The 13085-nt window shown below is 59.9% G+C and carries 11 protein-coding genes and 1 pseudogene; 6 read left to right on the top strand and 6 right to left on the bottom strand.

Annotated features, from left to right (window positions below; translation table 11 throughout):
* Window positions 1-20: 20 nt before the first annotated feature.
* The 3 genes and pseudogenes from ACA071_RS30855 to coaBC all read right to left on the bottom strand — a co-directional run.
* A pseudogene (locus ACA071_RS30855) lies at window positions 21-1397 on the bottom strand (phosphomannomutase/phosphoglucomutase); the annotation flags it as partial.
* 359 nt (window positions 1398-1756) lie between these two features.
* Entirely contained in the window at window positions 1757-2212 is a 456-nt protein-coding gene (dut, locus tag ACA071_RS30850; RefSeq protein ID WP_497642453.1) for a dUTP diphosphatase, read from the bottom strand.
* A 5-nt stretch (window positions 2213-2217) separates the two neighbouring features.
* Window positions 2218-3426, bottom strand: a complete 1209-nt coding sequence (gene coaBC / locus ACA071_RS30845) for a bifunctional phosphopantothenoylcysteine decarboxylase/phosphopantothenate--cysteine ligase CoaBC (protein WP_497645410.1) — start codon at window positions 3424-3426, stop codon at window positions 2218-2220.
* A 136-nt stretch (window positions 3427-3562) separates the two neighbouring features.
* Here coaBC and radC point away from each other — a divergent pair, with 136 nt between their 5' ends.
* Window positions 3563-4237: a RadC family protein gene (gene radC / locus ACA071_RS30840; RefSeq protein WP_497642452.1), complete on the top strand. Its 675-nt coding sequence runs from the start codon at window positions 3563-3565 to the stop codon at window positions 4235-4237.
* A 113-nt stretch (window positions 4238-4350) separates the two neighbouring features.
* On the opposite strand, the gene ACA071_RS30835 is transcribed toward radC, so the two are convergent.
* Window positions 4351-5937: an ABC transporter substrate-binding protein gene (locus ACA071_RS30835; RefSeq protein WP_497642451.1), complete on the bottom strand. Its 1587-nt coding sequence runs from the start codon at window positions 5935-5937 to the stop codon at window positions 4351-4353.
* Between the two features lie 445 nt (window positions 5938-6382).
* Between ACA071_RS30835 and rpmB the strand changes: the two genes are divergently transcribed.
* Together rpmB and rpmG are read left to right on the top strand one after the other, a co-directional pair.
* A complete protein-coding gene (gene rpmB / locus ACA071_RS30830) occupies window positions 6383-6616 on the top strand; it encodes a 50S ribosomal protein L28 (RefSeq protein ID WP_007894701.1) in 234 nt (77 codons plus the stop codon).
* A gap of 11 nt (window positions 6617-6627) precedes the next feature.
* On the top strand, window positions 6628-6783 hold the full coding sequence (rpmG, locus tag ACA071_RS30825) for a 50S ribosomal protein L33 (protein ID WP_007894709.1): 156 nt from the start codon (window positions 6628-6630) through the stop codon (window positions 6781-6783).
* 133 nt (window positions 6784-6916) lie between these two features.
* Here the strand turns inward: rpmG and ACA071_RS30820 are convergent, their stop codons facing one another.
* Complete coding sequence (locus ACA071_RS30820; RefSeq protein WP_123403799.1) at window positions 6917-7279, bottom strand: cupin domain-containing protein; 363 nt, start codon at window positions 7277-7279, stop codon at window positions 6917-6919.
* 238 nt (window positions 7280-7517) lie between these two features.
* Here ACA071_RS30820 and ACA071_RS30815 point away from each other — a divergent pair, with 238 nt between their 5' ends.
* Window positions 7518-9011, top strand: coding sequence for an aldehyde dehydrogenase (locus ACA071_RS30815; RefSeq protein WP_497642450.1), 1494 nt, complete (start codon window positions 7518-7520; stop codon window positions 9009-9011).
* A gap of 198 nt (window positions 9012-9209) precedes the next feature.
* Window positions 9210-10355 carry an MFS transporter gene (locus ACA071_RS30810; protein WP_497642449.1) on the top strand — a complete coding sequence of 382 codons (1146 nt, stop codon included), beginning with the start codon at window positions 9210-9212 and terminating at the stop codon, window positions 10353-10355.
* A gap of 89 nt (window positions 10356-10444) precedes the next feature.
* On the opposite strand, the gene ACA071_RS30805 is transcribed toward ACA071_RS30810, so the two are convergent.
* Window positions 10445-12013: a phospholipase D family protein gene (locus ACA071_RS30805; RefSeq protein ID WP_497642448.1), complete on the bottom strand. Its 1569-nt coding sequence runs from the start codon at window positions 12011-12013 to the stop codon at window positions 10445-10447.
* Between the two features lie 281 nt (window positions 12014-12294).
* Between ACA071_RS30805 and ACA071_RS30800 the strand changes: the two genes are divergently transcribed.
* The gene (locus tag ACA071_RS30800) at window positions 12295-12945 is read left to right on the top strand and encodes a DUF1120 domain-containing protein (RefSeq protein WP_497642447.1); all 651 of its coding nucleotides are present in this window, start codon (window positions 12295-12297) and stop codon (window positions 12943-12945) included.
* Window positions 12946-13085: the final 140 nt, after the last annotated feature.

The following is a 13085-nucleotide window of genomic DNA, read 5'->3' as shown; positions in this document are numbered from 1 at the left end:
GCTCCGGGTGCATCGTTAAATCAAAACGGTAGTTGGAGATCAGGGGCAACACGCTTCAACTGGACTTTGAAAACGTCCTTGATGCGCTGCAGTTCAGCCTCGTCATCAGCCTCGAAACGCAGCACCAGCACCGGTGTGGTGTTGGACGCGCGCACCAGGCCCCAGCCTTTGGCGTAGTCGACTCGCACGCCGTCAATGGTGGTCAGGTCGGCGCCTTCGCCCCACTTCGCGTCGTGCAATGCATCAATGATGCTGAATTTGCTCTCTTCGGTCACATGGATATTGATTTCAGGCGTAGAAATATCGTTCGGGAAGGTCGCAAACAGCTCTTCTGCGGTGGATTTTTCCTTGCTGAGGATCTCCAGCAGCCGTGCGGCGCTGTAAATGCCGTCGTCGAAACCGAACCAGCGCTCCTTGAAGAAGATGTGCCCGCTCATTTCGCCGGCTAACAGGGCGCCGGTTTGTTTCATTTTCTTTTTGATCAACGAGTGACCGGTCTTCCACATTAGCGGACGACCGCCGTATTCCTTGATCAGCGGCGTCAGGCGACGGGTGCATTTGACGTCGAAGATGATTTCGGCGTTCGGGTTGCGTTCCAGCACGTCGCGGGCGAACAGCATCAGCAGGCGGTCCGGGAAGACGATGCTGCCGGTGTTGGTCACCACGCCGACGCGGTCGCCGTCACCGTCGAAGGCCAGGCCGATGTCGGCGTTGGTTTCCTTGACCTTGGCGATCAGGTCCACGAGGTTTTCAGGCTTGCCCGGGTCCGGGTGATGGTTCGGGAAGTTGCCGTCCACTTCGCAGAACAGCGGGATAACTTCGCAGTTCAGCGCTTCGATCAGTTGCGGGGCGATCACGCCGGCCGCGCCGTTACCGCAATCGACCACCACTTTCAGGCGGCGGGCGAGTTTGATGTCCTGGACGATTTCGGTGTTGTAGCGATCAAGGATCTCGACCTTGGTGATGCTGCCCTTGCCGCTGGTCAGGTTGTTGGTCTTGAGGCGTTCGTGCAGGGCCTGGATCTGTTCGTTGGCCAAGGTGTCGCCAGCAATGACGATCTTGAAGCCGTTGTAGTTCGACGGGTTGTGGCTGCCGGTGAGCATCACCCCGGATTTGCCAGCCAGTACGTTGGCGGCGTAGTACAGCGCAGGCGTTGGCACCAGGCCGACGTCGCTGACGTGGCAGCCGCTGTCGGCCAGTCCTTGAATCAGGCGTTCGACCAGTTCCGGGCCGGACAGGCGGCCGTCGCGGCCGACGGATACGTTGGGTTCGTCCTGAGCCAGGCTCTGGGCGCCGATGGCACGGCCGAGCCAGTAAGCGGTTTCACCGTTCAAGAATTCCGGGACGGTGCCGCGAATGTCGTAGGCGCGGAAGATGCTGTCGGGGAACTTGGGTGCGACTTGGGCTGGACTGCTCATCTGTGGGATTGCTCCATTTCGAAAGTGACTGGACCTGCCAGGGAATGACTCGTCGGCAGGCGCAAACTGAAGGGTATGACGGCGTTTTCCACAGAGAGTTCGTGGTGTGCAAAGGCCATGACCGCGGCATCGACGCGCATTTGGCCCGCCAATCCCTTGATATTCAGTGGTAAACCTTCCAGATGACGACTGTGCAATTTTCAGTATTAAGCAACAGAACCTGCTCACGCTTTCCCTGTAGGAGCCGCCGAAGGCTGCGATCTTTTGATCTTGATCTTAAAAAGCAAAATCAAAAGATCGCAGCCTTCGGCAGCTCCTACCGGGAGGGCTTCAGCGGATCATTGGCTACCGGAGTGGCCAAACCCGCCGGCACCGCGTTCGGTTTCAACGAACGCTTCGACCATTTCGAAGTGCGCCTGAACCACAGGGACCAAAACCAGCTGAGCCAGACGCTCGCCCACTTCAAGGGTGAAATCCTTGTCGCTGCGGTTCCAGCACGAAACCATCAACGGGCCCTGGTAATCGGAGTCGATCAAACCGACCAGATTGCCCAGCACGATGCCGTGCTTATGGCCCAGGCCGGAGCGCGGCAGGATCAGCGCCGCCAGGCCCGGATCGCCGATGTAGACCGACAGGCCGGTGGGGATCAGCAGGGTTTCGCCCGGCTTGATCACGGTGTCTTTTTCCAGCATGGCGCGCAGGTCAAGGCCGGCGGAGCCAGGGGTAGCGTACTGCGGCAGCGGGAATTCGCTGCCGATGCGTGGGTCGAGGATCTTGGCTTGCAAAGTGTGCATGTAAATTAAACCTGGTTCAGACGGTCGGCGATAAAAGTGATCAGCTGGCGAGCAATCTTGCTCTTGCTGGTCTGGGCGAAAAGTGTGGCGTGCAGCTCGCGGTCGATCACGCTGCAGGCGTTTTCTTCGCTGTTGAAGCCAATACTCGGGTTGGCGACGTCGTTGGCGACGATCAAATCGAGGTTTTTGTCTTTCAACTTGCGGGCAGCGTAATCGAGCAGGTGTTCGGTTTCGGCGGCGAAACCAACACTGAACGGACGGTCGGGGCGGGTGGCGATGGTGGCCAGGATGTCCGGGTTACGCACCATTTGTAGCAACAAGCCGTCGCCGTTCGTAGGGTCTTTCTTGAGTTTCTGTGGGGCGACGACTTCCGGGCGGTAGTCCGCGACCGCTGCCGAGGCGATAAACAGGTCGCAAGGGATCGCGGCTTCACAGGCAGCGAGCATGTCGCGTGCGCTGACCACGTCGATGCGCGTCACGCGATCCGGAGTCGGCAAATGCACCGGGCCGGTGATCAGCGTGACGCGGGCGCCGGCTTCCACGGCTGCTTCGGCCAGGGCAAAGCCCATTTTGCCGGAGCTGTGGTTGGTGATGTAGCGCACCGGGTCGATGTTTTCCTGGGTCGGGCCGGCGGTAATCAGCACGTGTTTACCGGTCAGGGCCTGGCGCTGGAAGCAGTCCGCCGCGCACTGGGCAAGGTCGGTGGCTTCGAGCATGCGGCCCATGCCGACGTCGCCGCAGGCCTGGCTGCCGGAGGCCGGGCCCAAGGATTTGATGCCGCGGCTTTCGAGCAGTTGCAGGTTGGCTTGGGTCGCCGGGTCGCGCCACATGGCCTGGTTCATTGCCGGAGCCACGGCAACCACTGCGTCGGTGGCCAGCACCAGTGTGGTCAGCAGGTCGTTGGCAATGCCTTGGGCCAGGCGGGCGATCAGGTCCGCGGTGGCGGGGGCGATCAGCACCAGGTCGGCCCATTTGGCCAGCTCGATGTGGCCCATGGCGGCTTCGGCCGCCGGGTCCAGCAGGTCGAGGTGAACCGGGTGGCCGGACAAGGCCTGCATGGTCAACGGGGTGATGAATTCGCTGCCGCCACGGGTCATGACCACGCGCACTTCGGCGCCCTGGTCGATCAGACGGCGAACCAGGTCGGCGCTCTTGTAGGCAGCAATGCCGCCGCCGACGCCCAGAACGATGCGTTTCCGATACAGCCGCTGCATAGGTCTGCCTTTCATTTCGTTGATGACTGCATGGCGAAACCCCCTCCCCAGGAGTGAAATCGCCCGCAAAAAAGATGGGCTACGATATCACAGCGACCGCTACGGAACAGCGGCGCCCACAGACCAGGGAGGTGTTATGAGTATTCGTGATTGGCCGGCGGCGGAGCGGCCGCGGGAGAGGTTACTGGAGTTGGGCTCGGCAAGTCTTTCGGACGCCGAGCTGCTGGCGATTTTTTTACGCACGGGTGTCTCCGGCAAAAGCGCGGTAGACCTGGCGCGACACTTGTTGAGTCAGTTTGGCAGTCTGCGTTCACTGCTAGAGGCTGATCAAAAAACATTCAGCAAAGAATTAGGCCTCGGGCCCGCGAAATTCGCTCAATTGCAGGCAGCCCAGGAAATGGGCCGACGGCATTTGGCGGAGCATTCGCGGCAGAAGTCAGCGCTGGAAAACCCGCAGGCTGTTCGTGATTACCTGAAGGCGATGCTCCGTCATGAACCCCACGAGGTGTTCGGTTGCCTGTTTCTGGATTCAAAGCACCGGGTGCTGACGTTTGAAACGCTGTTTCGTGGCTCCATCGACAGCACCAGCGTTTACCCGCGTCAGGTGGTCAAGCGCGCCCTGGCTCACAACGCCGCTGCGTTGATCCTGTGCCACAACCACCCGTCAGGCAACACCGACCCCAGTCAGGCCGACCGAATGCTGACCAAGCGTCTTCAGGAGGCGCTGGAGCTGATTGATGTGCGGGTGCTCGACCATTTCATCATTGGGGATGGGGATCCGCTGTCGATGGCTGAGTATGGGTGGATGTAAGCCTTAGCGGGCGCCCTGCACCTTTAGGAGCTGCCGAAGGCTGCGATCTTTTGATTTTGTTTTTCAGATCAAAAGATCGCAGCCTCGTTTCACTCGGCAGCTCCTACAGGGGGTTACTTGAGATTGACCTTCGAGTAATCCTGGCGACCAAACGGGCTTACCGAGTAACCCTGCACATCTTTACGCGTCAACGCGAACGCAGTCGGATGCGCCAGCGGCAGCCACAGCGCCTGTTGCTGGATCTGCGCCTGGGCCTGTTCGTAGAGCTTGGTACGCACACCTTGCTCGCTGGTGGTCTTGCCGGCGCTGATCAACTTGTCCAGGTCCTGGTTGCAGTAACGGGCGAAGTTGGTGCCGGACTTGACCGCAGCGCAGGAAAACTGCGGCGTGAGGAAGTTGTCCGGGTCACCGTTGTCGCCGGCCCAGCCCATGAACAGCAGGTCATGCTCGCCAGCCTTGGCGCGGCGGATCAGCTCGCCCCATTCAATCACGCGGATTTCGGCCTGAATCCCGATTTCCGCCAGATCAGATTGCAACAGTTGTGCGCCGAGGCTCGGATTCGGGTTGAGCAGGCTGCCGGAAGGGCGAGTCCAGATGGTGGTCTGGAAGCCTTCCTTGAGCCCGGCTTTGGCCATCAATGCCTTGGCCTTTGCCACGTCATGCGGATAACCCGGCAAGCCTTTGGCGTAACTCCAGGTGTTCGGCGGATAAGGGCCGTTCGCCGCTTCGGCGGTGTCTTCGAACACGGCTTTGATGTAGTTGGCCTTGTCGAACGCCAGGTTGATCGCCTGGCGGACTTCGGGCTTGTCCAGCGGTGGATGCTGACTGTTGATGCCGACGAATGCGGTCATGAAGGCGTCAGTCTTTTCCACTTTCAGTGTCGGCTCTTGCCTGGCAGCCACCACATCCAGGGGCTTGGGCGACAGGGCGATCTGGCACTCGTTGCGGCGCAGTTTCTGCAAGCGTACGTTGGCGTCCGGGGTGATGGCGAAGATCAACGGGTCCACCGACGGCTTGCCGCCGAAGTAGTCCGGGTTGGCCTTGTAGCGAATCGAGGCGTCTTTCTGGAAGCGCGTGAACACAAACGGGCCGCTGCCGATCGGCAGGCTGTTGAGCTTCTCGGGCGTGCCGGCCTTCAGCAGTTTGTCCGCGTATTCAGCCGAATAGATCGAGGCGAAGCCCATGCTCAGGGTGGCGAGGAAGGTCGAGTCCGGGTGATCGAGGGTGAAGCGCACGGTCAGCGGGTCGAGGGCGTCGATCTTTTTGATCAGCGCCGGCAGTTGCATCGACTGGGCGTGGGGGAAGCCGCTCTGGGCGACTTTGTGCCACGGGTTGGCCGGGTCGAGCATGCGGTCGAAGCTGAACTTGACGTCTTCGGCGCTCAGGTCGCGGGTCGGGCTGAAATAGTCGGTTTTGTGGAATTTTACTTGCGGGTGCAATTTGAAGACGTAGCTCAGGCCGTCGGGCGAGACTTCCCAGCTGTCCGCAAGGCTGGCGACCACTTTGCCGCTGGCGGTATCGAAATTCACCAGTGTGTTCATCAGCACATCGGCCGAGGCGTTGGTGGTGGTCAGCGAGTTGTATTGCACCACGTCGAACCCTTCGGGGCTGGCCTCGGTGCAGACGGTCAGGGCGGCGGCTTGGGCCAGTGGGCTCAGTAGCAGTGGGGCAAGCAGCAGCGGTAGGGCAGCGAGGCGCATGGTCGGATTCCTTTACAGATCGAAGGCCCATCTGCAAGTGCAGTCTGGAAAAGGCCTACCCTAGTGGGCTCTTTTGCAAATGACTATCCCCATTTTCATTTTGGGGTGACTATAGGCGCCTTATTTGGGTGTGCGCGGTTTCACAAAGCCCTGGATTGGCGTGTTGGCCGATGCTCTGCGACGAGCGGTCGCCATCGACGACAGCCTTTGTCCAAGGCGCTCGTAGCGCGGAAAACGGGCTTTTTGTGAATTCATCGCACACTGAATGTTGTTGCTCTCTGGTCTTTCTGGTATAAAGCAGCGCTCTTTTCTAGGGGCCCGGTTCCTTCACTGTAGGTGTAGCCGGTAAGACCTCTAAAGAAACGCGGCGCCTGGCGCCAAATGACTGAGAGATTAAGCGGCCAACCCATGCCGGGTTGGGCATGTGGTTTTAGAGGGCTGAGGCATGTCGAGAGTATGTCAAGTTACCGGTAAGGGTCCGGTGACTGGGAATAACATTTCCCACGCAAACAACAAAACCCGTCGTCGTTTCCTGCCGAACCTGCAGCATCACCGCTTCTGGGTTGAAGAAGAGAAACGTTTCGTGCGTCTGCGCGTATCTGCCAAAGGCATGCGTATCATCGACAAGCGTGGCATCACTGTCGTGCTGGCCGAAATCCGCAAAGCCGGCAAGATCTAAGGGAGCTAATCATGCGTGAATTGATTCGTTTGATTTCGAGCGCCGGTACTGGTCACTTCTACACTACCGACAAGAACAAGCGTACTACTCCGGACAAAATCGAGATCAAGAAATTTGATCCGGTTGTTCGCAAGCACGTGATCTACAAGGAAGGCAAAATCAAGTAATTGATTTTTCCGACTTACGAAAAAGGCCCGTATCGCGAGATACGGGCCTTTTTTGTTGCCTGTGGTTTATGTGTTGCCTGCCAGGGCGCCTTCACGGGCAAGTTGAAGAGGTCGACCCTGCTAACACAAATCCTCAAGCCTTCTGTTCAAACACCACATAGATCTTGCGGCACGCCTCCAGCACTTCCCAAGTCCCACGAAAACCCGCAGGGATCACAAAGCGATCACCCACCCGCAGGGTCTTGCTGTTGCCATCGTTGTCGCGCAGCACTGAAACGCCCTGAACGATCTCGCAGTATTCATGTTCGGTGTAATTCACCAGCCACTGGCCGATTTCGCCTTCCCACACGCCGGCGCTCATCTGCCCGCAGGGGCTGTTGTAGTGGTTGTACACCGCTTGTTCGGGGTCACCCTTGAGGACTTTCGCCGGGTCCGGCCGATAGCGATCGGGCTGGGTGGTGGCTTGGCTGAAGTCGACGACATCCTGGATATTCATTTTGTTGTAATCCCCCGTGATTGCGGCGCGATTGGCTGGAAAGGACAAAGTCTATGTTTATTAAAATGAACACTGCAAGGCCGTTTGCCGACCTTGTGTCAAATATATTGAAACAACCCCGGCCACTGGTTTAGGGTGGCAGGTGCCTCGGGCCGATAGCAGGCTGGCCGGGCGGAATTCCTGAAAGCACCCGCGAAGATCGCGGGGCGCTTGTATTCAATAAGAGGAGGACACTCGAATGACCACCCTGACTCGTGCCGATTGGGAACAGCGGGCTCGCGATCTGAAGATCGAAGGCCGCGCCTACATCAATGGCGAATACACCGACGCCGTCTCCAGCGAGACCTTTGAGTGCATCAGCCCGGTCGATGGCCGTCTGCTGGGCAAGATCGCCAGCTGTGACGCCGCCGACGCCCAGCGCGCCGTGGAAAACGCCCGCGCCACCTTCAATTCCGGCGTGTGGTCGCGCCTGGCGCCGACCAAGCGCAAAGCCACCATGATTCGTTTCGCCGGCCTGCTGAAACAGCACGCCGAAGAGCTGGCCCTGCTTGAAACCCTGGACATGGGCAAGCCGATCAGCGATTCCCTGTACATCGACGTTCCCGGCGCGGCGCAAGCCCTGAGCTGGAGCGGCGAAGCCATCGACAAGATCTACGACGAAGTCGCCGCCACCCCGCACGATCAACTGGGCTTGGTAACTCGCGAGCCGGTCGGCGTGGTCGCTGCCATCGTGCCGTGGAACTTCCCGCTGATGATGGCCTGCTGGAAACTCGGCCCGGCGTTGTCCACCGGTAACTCGGTGATCCTCAAACCGTCGGAAAAATCGCCGCTGACCGCCATCCGCATCGCCGCACTGGCCGTTGAAGCCGGTATCCCGAAAGGCGTGCTGAACGTGCTGCCGGGCTACGGCCACACCGTCGGCAAGGCTTTGGCCCTGCACAACGATGTGGACACCCTGGTGTTCACCGGTTCGACCAAGATCGCCAAGCAATTGCTGATTTACTCCGGCGAATCGAACATGAAGCGCGTCTGGCTCGAAGCCGGCGGCAAGAGCCCGAACATCGTGTTCGCCGATGCCCCGGACCTGCAAGCCGCCGCCGAATCCGCCGCCAGCGCCATCGCCTTCAACCAGGGCGAAGTCTGCACCGCCGGTTCGCGTCTGCTGGTCGAGCGTTCGATCAAGGACACCTTCCTGCCGCTGGTCATTGAAGCGCTGAAAACCTGGAAGCCAGGCAACCCGCTGGACCCGGCGACCAACGTCGGTGCGCTGGTCGATACCCAGCAGATGAACACCGTGCTGTCCTACATCGAATCCGGTCACACCGACGGCGCCAAACTGGTGGCTGGCGGCAAGCGTATTCTGCAGGAAACCGGTGGCACCTACGTTGAACCGACGATTTTCGACGGCGTGAACAACGCGATGAAAATCGCTCAGGAAGAGATCTTTGGCCCGGTGTTGTCGGTCATCGCGTTCGACACTGCCGAAGAAGCCATCCAGATTGCCAACGACACGCCGTATGGCCTGGCCGCAGCGGTGTGGACCAAGGACATTTCCAAAGCGCACCTGACCGCCAAGGCCCTGCGTGCCGGTAGCGTGTGGGTCAACCAGTACGACGGCGGCGACATGACCGCACCGTTCGGTGGTTTCAAACAGTCGGGCAACGGTCGCGACAAGTCGCTGCACGCGTTCGACAAGTACACCGAGCTGAAGGCGACCTGGATCAAGTTGTAAGAATCTAAAGCCTGTGGTGTTGCTGATGACGCCTTCGCGGGCAAGCCTCGCTCCTACGGAGATCGCTTAGGGCGAGGCTTACCCGCGAAGGGGACGACGTGAAAACACAGGTCTATCGCCGCAGCCGGACTTTCCTCAAGGGGGTCCGGCTGCGTCGTCTCTGATGTTTGAAAAATAATATCCACAGGAGCGTGGAACATGCGTTGGGCGACTTATTTCGCCGTGTTGGCGTCTGTCTTGAGTGTCGGCCTAGCCCTGGGTGTCAGCATGCCGCTGGTGTCGTTTCGCCTGGAAAGCTGGGGTTACGGTTCGTTTGCGATTGGTGTGATGGCGGCGATGCCGGCCATTGGCGTGCTGTTGGGGGCGAAGATTTCCAGCCACCTGGCCGCGCGTTTCGGCACGGCCAATCTGATGCGCCTGTGCCTGTGGGCCGGCGCGGTGTCCATCGGTTTGCTGGCGCTGTTGCCGAGTTATCCGATCTGGTTGGTGTTGCGCCTGATGATTGGCGTGATTCTGACCCTGGTGTTTATCCTCGGTGAAAGCTGGATCAACCAACTGGTGGTCGAAAAGTGGCGCGGGCGGCTGGTGGCGTTGTATGGCAGCAGTTATGCGTTGAGTCAGCTCGGCGGGCCGTTGCTGCTGGGCGCGCTGGGTACGGAGCACGATTACGGCTTCTGGGTCGGCGTCGGCTTGCTGCTGACGGCGCCGTTGCTGCTGTTGGGCCGTAGCGGCGCACCGAGCAGTGAAGCCAGCAGCGTGACCTTCGGCGATTTATGGACCTTCTGCCGGGGGCTGCCGGCAATTGCCTGGGCGGTGTCGCTGTTCGCCGCGTTTGAAGCGATGATCCTGACCTTGTTGCCGGTGTATTGCCTGCGCCAGGGCTTTACTGCGGAAATCGCCCTGGCGATGGTCAGTACCGTGGTGGTTGGCGATGCCTTGCTGCAACTGCCCATCGGTGCACTGGCGGATCGCCTGTCCCGGCGTAGTTTGTTCACTGGGTGCGCCGTGGTCCTTTTGGTGTCGAGCCTGGCGATTCCGCTGTTGATCGATACGTTGTTGATCTGGCCGCTGTGGGTGCTGTTCGGTGCCAGTGCCGGTGGTTTGTTCACCTTGTCGCTGATCTTGATCGGCGAGCGCTATCGCGACGATGCGCTGGTGCGCGCCAATGCCCATATCGCGCAGCTGTGGGGGATTGGGTGTCTGGTCGGGCCGCTGGCGGCCGGGGCGGGGAGTCAGTGGATCAGCGGGCATGCGTTGCCGTTGCTGATGGCGGTGGGGGCGTTGGGGTTGGTGATTCTGCTGATGCGCCAAGGGGCATTTGGCGCGGTGGCCGAACCCGCATAGATCAAAAGATCGCAGCCTTCGGCAGCGCCTACGGGTGTACGCCATTCGAATGTAGGCGCTGTCGAAGGCTGTGATCTTGGCGATTTGAGCTACAACATCCGCTCCAACCCTACGGTGGTGCTCATCCACGCATTGAACCGTCGCCACCAATTCCCCGGCTCTTTGGTCAGGGTGTGCAGTTTGCCGTTGTCTTCGGTGACCCAGACAATCTGGCCGCTTTCCAGTTTCGCCTCATAACTCAGCGGCGGCGCCATGCCTTGCAGGGCCAGTTCGCGCACATGCGCAGCCAGCTCCGGGCTGTCGACCAGCACGCCGACTTCGGTGTTCCACAGCACCGACCGCGGGTCGAAATTGAAGGAGCCGATGAAGGATTTCTGCTGGTCGAAAATCATCGCTTTGCTGTGCAGGCTCGAATCCGAGCCCTGATAAGCCGAACGCCGGAACAGATGCGGTCCGCTACCGCCGCCTTCACCGGGCTGGCGGCGCAATTCGAACAGTTTCACGCCATGCTCCAGCAACGCCTTGCGATACGGTGCGTAACCGCCGTGCACCGCCGGCACATCAGTGGCTTCCAGCGAGTTGGTCAACAAACTCACCGTAACCCCGGCATCGGCGCGGCCGGTCAGGTACACCAACCCCGGTTGGCCGGGCACAAAGTACGCCGAGATCATGATCAACTCTTTACTGACCCCGTTGAGTTCGGGTGCCAACTGCGTGGTCAGCAGCAACTGCGGATCGGGCTCGCCCTTGGCCAGCACCTTGCTCGGCGCGTCCCACAACGCCTGGTTCCAGGCCCAGATCAGCTCCCGGCGCCAGACGTCCAGGCGTGGGTGCTTGTCGTAGATCATCAGCTGTTGATACAGCGCGTGGTTCTGTTTGCGGGTTTCTTCCAGCGATTCTTCCAGGCGCGTGCGGGTGTTTTGCAGATCCTTGGCGGTCGGCCTGCTGGAGAGGAATTCGTCGATCGGCTTGCTCAGGGCGCTGTTCCAGTACTGGTCGAAACTGTGCCCAAGCTGCTCGGCCACCGGCCCGACGCTGAGCATGTCGATGTCGGTGAAATTCAGGTTGGGCTCGGCATCGAAGTACTCATCGCCCAGGTTGCGTCCGCCAACGATGGCCACGCTGTTGTCCGCCAGCCAGAGCTTGTTGTGCATGCGTCGGTGTTGCAACGACAGGTCGAACAACCGGCCCATGGTCCGCGTCACGCCGGTACTGCGACCCAGGTGCAACGGGTTGAACAAGCGGATCTGAATCTGCGGATGGGCCGCCAGGGTTGCAATGATCTGGTCCAGGCCATCGCTGGTGGTGTCATCGAGCAGGATCCGCACCCGCACACCGCGATCGGCTGCCTTGAGCAATTCCTCCACCAGCATGCGCGTACTGATGCCGTCGTGGACGATGTAGTACTGCAAGTCGAGGCTGGTTTGCGCGTTGCGGATCAGCTCGGCGCGGGCCATGAAGGCTTCGGTGCTGTTGGAGAGCAGGCGAAAGCCTGATTGCCCTTGGTGAGGCGCGGCCTGGGCCTGGATTGAGCGACCGAACGCCGAGTTGCCCGCCGGCAATGCCTGGCTGGGCTCACGGGAGACGTCGAGGCTCGCACAGCCATTGAGTAGCAAGGCGAGCAACAGAGCGAAGGGCAGGGCCGGGCTGACTCTCAAATCGGATCGTCTCGGGTCATTGCAAAGGCCGAAGTATGGCACGTCATTGTGATTCGCCGCTTTTGCAGGAAGTGAAGGTCTCTGTTGTCGGACAGTTCTCCACGAACTTTCAAGAACTACAAACCCTGTAGATAAAGTCACGTCGATTTGCCTTTTTTTCCTACATAAAAGACCTACAAAAGCCGGAATGATCGCTAGGCATTTGGTGCCACAAGAGGCCGTGTTTTTTCTTGCGCGCTCTCTGGCACCAATGTTTCCAGCTATTTCACAGGTAAGTGATGATGAAAAAAACTAAATTGGTAGTTGCTTTGGTCGCTGCATTGACGCCTTTTGCGGTCCAGGCAGCCAGCGTAGATCTGTCGGTCTCCGGCGCGGTCATTCCGACATCGTGTATCCCGGCCTTTGCAGGCGGCAGCAATGTCGATCTGGGTCGGATCTTTTCCGCCACCTTGAACCCGGGCGCGCAAAACAACCTGCCGCCACGGGATATCACCCTGAAGATCGCTTGCGATGCGCCGGCGGCGGTGGAAATCGCCGTCACCGATAACCGTGGCGCCACCAAGGTGCCGGGCCTGACCTTCAATGGTCGCACCAATAACGACCTTTACTACGGTCTGGGCAGTACGCAAGGCGTCGGTATTGGTGGTTTCGGTCTGTTGACCGGTCAACCATTGACCGATGGCAACCCACAGATGTTCCTGGTGCGTTCGCCGGCTAATCCAGTATGGCGAGTTCCGGTCAGCGGATTGGTGTCCAATGCGCCGATCTCCTATTCCTGGGGGCCGAGCGCTGCGGCCGGCCCGGCCGCCGCCCGTCTGCACACCTTCCCGATGAAAGTGGCTGCGGCCATTCGCGCCACTTCTGAGCTGCCACCGACCACCGACGAGTTCCTGCTCGATGGTTCGGTCACGTTTGACGTGTATTACCTCTGAGCCGACGCAGCCCCTGCGTCACTGTGTTCTGAACCGGCCTGATTGACGGGGTTCGCCTGGGGTGAGCCTGGGCGGCGGCTCGCCTGAAAAACTGTCACTGACAGGATCCATTGCATTACCGGGCCTCGGCTGGCGCTGTG

The organism is Pseudomonas sp. LBUM1646 (genome assembly GCF_059716165.1).
The sequence above is the reverse complement of the archived record's forward strand: the minus strand, read 5'-3'. Positions and strand labels throughout refer to the sequence as shown.